This is a genomic window from Gluconacetobacter entanii (genome assembly GCF_003206495.1).
In the GTDB taxonomy this organism is placed as follows: Bacteria; Pseudomonadota; Alphaproteobacteria; order Acetobacterales; family Acetobacteraceae; genus Novacetimonas; species Novacetimonas entanii.
This window is the reverse complement of record NZ_NKUF01000089.1, coordinates 1-4,665: the sequence shown is the minus strand read 5'-3', so window position 1 is coordinate 4,665 and position 4,665 is coordinate 1. Positions and strand designations below refer to the sequence as shown.

Below are 4,665 nucleotides of genomic sequence, written 5' to 3'. Positions count from 1 at the left end.
GGATGATCAGATGCCTCGAGCATGGTTCTGCCCTCCAGAGAGTTTCAGCAAGCACACTCTGACACGGCGCGGCTCGCTATCCACTCCTCATGGAATCTGAATTCATGGGGCGTTTTTCGGGTTTTGTCCTAACGTACTGATTTCACGGTACATGACAAAACGTGAAAACAATAGTTTTTACATGGAACTTCTTTATGCCGCGCATATATCGCGTCCGGTTGGGTGACAGTGCGCGCACAGACAGTTGATGTACCTGATTCGTGGCATCAACATCTGGTGTGGTGGTGGGAACTTTTACGATTCAGGCGGGACAGAATTTTCCGCTGGAAGGATGCGGCACGGCCATGGGGCGCGCCGGGGGCACCATTGACAAGTCGGATCATATCCAACATAAATGCCCTGAAGCGGTCACCCGGTAATATTCAGGCAAATTGCACGGAATGAACGATCAGATGTCTGAGAGAAGGTTGGCCAGAATAGTGGCCGTTGTCGTTCTGACCGCCAGTGCCGGGCACCTGATGGAACCGCGTGTGGCGCGGGCCGATGATTACAGCGATCTGCTCGATATCCTGCGTGCCAAGGGTAGCCTGACCTCCAGCGAGTATAAGGGCCTGCTGGCCAAGCATCTGAGTCACGCGCGCGCCGATGCTTCCGCCGCGCGGGGCAGTCGCATGGCCGCGACGACCCGCCATGTCGCGCCCACGCGTCCTGCCGCGCCCGGAACGCCGGACAATCCCATCCATACCGTACTGCCCGGTGATGTCGGCATCGGTGGCGCGGACGAGACGGCGGACATGGTGACGCAGGCCCGTGCTTCAGCGGCCTCCGCCGCGCAGAGTGCGGAGGCCGCGCGCACCGCCATGCTGTCGATGCAGCCCGGCGGCCCGTCCTATGGCGAGGGGTTCGTCCGGATGGAGAAATACGTCCCCGGCAAGGGCCTGACCTTTGACGCCGGGCCGGTCAAGATCAACCTGTCGGGCTTCGTCAACGGGTTCTATACGTTCAACAGTCCGGGTCGTGGGGGCACCGTCAATGGCGGGGTGTCCACCGGGCCGAACGGGTTTGACTCCTCCTCGCTGCGTAACGGCCTGCTGCCTGCGGGCCTGATCCTGAAACTGTCCACAACGCAGGCGGGCATCGACATGTCCGCTGTCATGGGCATGTATCCGGGCATCGACAATAACAAGCCCGGCGCGATGAACGCCAATTCCGGCGGCAGTTCGGTCGGCCTTGGCACTGCGGGCATCGATTTTCGTCAGGTGTTCGTGACGGCGGGCACGAAATCGTTCGGCACGATCAAGATCGGTCGTGACCTCGGTATCTTTGGCGGTGACGCGATCCTCAATGACGCGACCCTGCTGAGTGTCGGTTCCACCGGCAGCAATACCCAGCCGGGCAATACGTCGCTTGGCCGTATCGGTGTCGGTTACGTGTATGCCGACTGGATCCCGCAGATTTCGTACCTGTCGCCCAAGATCGCCGGTTTCCAGGGGAATATCGGTATTCTGGAGCCATTGGATGAGTACAATTTCGCGGGCGACAACCTGTCCGCCGGATCGACGCAGCACAGTTCGCCCATGGTGCAGGGCAAGGTTACCTACGACTTCAAGATCGGGGGCCTGACGGGCCGCATCTGGGCCAGTTTCCTGACGCAGCACCAGCAGGACCTGACCCGCACCCAGACGACGACCGTGACCACCGCGCTGCGTGAGGTCACGACCGGCGGCATGGATGGCGGGATCTACAACATGGTCCAGACCACCACATCCACCGTGCCTGTTTCCGAAGGGGAAAAGCGCGGTGTGACGGCGGAAGCGGGCGAAATCGGCACCAAGCTGACCTATGGCCCGTTCCAGGGTGTGGCTTACTACTATCGCGGCAGCGGCCTTGGCACGACGGGCCTGTTCTTCGACGGTGTGGCGTCGAACGGGCACAAGCGTGCGTCCGAAGGCTACTACCTGCAGGGGATGTATAACGTCACCAAGAAGATCAAGCTGGTCGGAAGCTATGGTGTCAGTAACCTTTACGAAGCGCGGGGCGAGAATGATCCCAGCCTTGTTGCGCGCAACGAGTCCGAAGTCGGTGCCCTGTTCTACAGCCTGACCGACTGGCTCAACATCGTGGGTGAATATGCCCATACGGAATCGAAGGCGCATGGCCCGGCGCGCGCCACCGACAACACGGCCTCGGGTGGTGCCATCCTGCTGTTCTGATCCTAGGTAATACGCTGAAATCATAAAAGTTTTTGGGTGCCGCCTTTTGATCGAAAAAGGCGGCGTCTTTCGAAGCTTTTTGGAAAAAGCTTCACCAAAAACTTTTATTTGTTATCAATGCACTGGTTTTGAGCATTCCCAAAGCCTCACCGGGCATGGCGGGGCGTCCCTTCTGTTAAACGTGCCTGAAAGCGGGTAGAAGACCTGATCGCTGCGGCATACCCACGTCAGGATGCGTGATGGGAAGGGAGAAGGGGATGAACGGTCCAGAGATCGTGCAGGGGACGGACCAGCAGTCCGAAACCGGCGTCATTGCGTGGATCGACCGTCGCCTGCATGTCGTCCGGTGGTTCCGGGCCGAGTATGTGGATTACCGCATGCCGCGTAACCTGAACGGGTTGTGGAATTTCGGCGCGATCCTGTGTGTTGTCCTCATCCTGATGCTGGCGACGGGCATCTTCCTTGCCATGAACTATACTCCTGCCGCGGCCAGCGCCTTTGCGTCGATCGAAGTGATCGAGCGTCAGGTGCCTGCCGGCTGGCTGCTGCGGGCGCTGCATATGACGGGGGCCAGCCTGTTCATGGGGGCGCTGTATGTGCACCTGTACCGTGGCCTGTATTACGGGTCATACAAGGCCCCGCGTGAGATCCTGTGGTTGACGGGCCTTGTGCTGCTGGTCATGACGATGGTGACGGCCTTTGCCGGGTATGTCCTGCCCTGGGGGCAGATGTCGTACTGGGGTGCTGACGTGGTGGGCAAGGCAGTCGGGGCCATTCCCGGCATTGGCCCCGGGCTGGAACATGTGATGGAGGGTAGCGACGCGCTGGGCGATGTGTTCGTCCACCGCTTCTTCGTGCTGCATTTCGTGATGGCGTTCGCGATCGTGGGGATCGTGGGGCTGCATGTCGCGGCACTACATATCTCGGGCTCCAACAATCCGCAGGGCGTGGAACCGGCAAAGCCTTCGGACACGGTGCCCTTCCATCCCTATTACAGCAGCAAGGACATGGTGGGTCTGGTGCTGTTTGGCATCGTGTTTGCCGCGCTGGCCTTCCTGTGGCCGGACATGCTTTCGGAACCGGCCAACTATCGCCCGGCCAATCCGCTGCATACGCCGACCGATATCGAACCTGAATGGTATTTCCTGCCGTTCTACGGCATCCTGCAATCGGTGCCGTCAAAGTTCGGGGGACTTGTCGCCTCCGCCGGGGCGGTGCTGGTCCTGTTCGCGGTGCCATGGCTGGACCCGTCGCCCGTGCGCTCCGCACGGTTTCGCCCGCTGTGCCGTATCGGCCTGTTCGGGCTGGTGGTAGCGTTCGTGTTGCTGGGGCTTGTCGGACGGCATCATGCGGCGGGTGCGTGGATGATCGCGGGACGGTGCGCCACGCTGTATTATTTTGGCTATTTCCTTGTGCTGCTGCCGTTCGCGCCGCGTTTCGAGAAGACGCGGTCGCTGCCGTCTTCGCTTTCCTGAGGCATCCGGACTCTGCCCGGATCCGGCAGGAGCCACAGGCCTCTGTACCCCGGTTCGTTCAGGTCATGGTTTCCAGAGGTCCGTGACCTTTGGCGGGTCAAGGGCAGTGCCCTTGCCTTCCGGCCGAGGGATATGGTTTGCGCCCTGAGGAATGTGATATTCCCTTTCCGTTATGGCCATCTGCGGATATGAAATCCAGATGACAGACGATACCGACAATAGCGCAACGCCTGCGTCAGGCGGTGGACGGCGTGATTTTCTGGGTATGGTGACGGCCGCGACTGCCGTGACCGGGGCAGGGGCATGTCTGTGGCCATTCCTGCAGAGTCTGGCGCCCCGTGACAGCGCGGCGGCGCATATGCCGGTGAACGTCGATATTTCACGCCTGCCCCCAGGGCAGCAGATTGTCGTGACATGGCAGGGGCGGCCCGTTTTCGTCACCCACCGTACGCCACAGGCGATGGCACGGATGCAGCAGGCGGACCTGACGCGTCGCCTGCGTGATGAACGTTCGTCCGACCGGCAGCAGCCGCCTTACGCTACCAACTGGCATCGTTCCATCGTGCCGGAATATGGGGTTGTGGTCGGGATCTGCACACATCTGGGCTGCATCCCGGCCTATCGTCCCCTGCCGAAGGGGACAGGTGGCGATGACTGGCCCGGTGGGTATGCCTGCCCGTGTCATGGGTCGATGTTCGATCTGGCTGGGCGTGTGTTCAAGGGGGCGCCCGCCCCTTATAACCTGCCGGTGCCCCCCTATTCCATGGCGACACCCACCACCATCCGGATTGGAGCGAACCCGGATGGGCAGGATTTCGATTTTGGGACCATCCTGCAGATTTAAGGGACTGTCTGAAAACGCCCCGTCTGTGAAAACAGGAGACTGTGTAGAATTTTGTGCGGTGGCACTTTTTCAGGCCATTGGGAAACGATCATCGAACATGATGGCGAGCTGGCATCTGACAGCATACCATTCG

General features: G+C 60.5%; 3 protein-coding genes. All 3 read left to right on the top strand.

Annotation, left to right across the window (positions count from 1 at the left end):
• Positions 1 to 452 precede the first annotated feature (452 nt).
• The 3 genes from CFR72_RS16245 (at position 453) to petA (ending at position 4,532) form a co-directional block, all read left to right on the top strand.
• The gene (locus CFR72_RS16245; RefSeq protein WP_208630082.1) at positions 453 to 2,213 is read left to right on the top strand and encodes a porin family protein; all 1,761 of its coding nucleotides are present in this window, start codon (positions 453 to 455) and stop codon (positions 2,211 to 2,213) included.
• Between the two features lie 257 nt (positions 2,214 to 2,470).
• Positions 2,471 to 3,688: a cytochrome b gene (locus CFR72_RS16240; protein ID WP_110914766.1), complete on the top strand. Its 1,218-nt coding sequence runs from the start codon at positions 2,471 to 2,473 to the stop codon at positions 3,686 to 3,688.
• A 199-nt stretch (positions 3,689 to 3,887) separates the two neighbouring features.
• Positions 3,888 to 4,532, top strand: a complete 645-nt coding sequence (petA, locus tag CFR72_RS16235; RefSeq protein ID WP_110914767.1) for a ubiquinol-cytochrome c reductase iron-sulfur subunit — start codon at positions 3,888 to 3,890, stop codon at positions 4,530 to 4,532.
• Positions 4,533 to 4,665 lie beyond the last annotated feature (133 nt).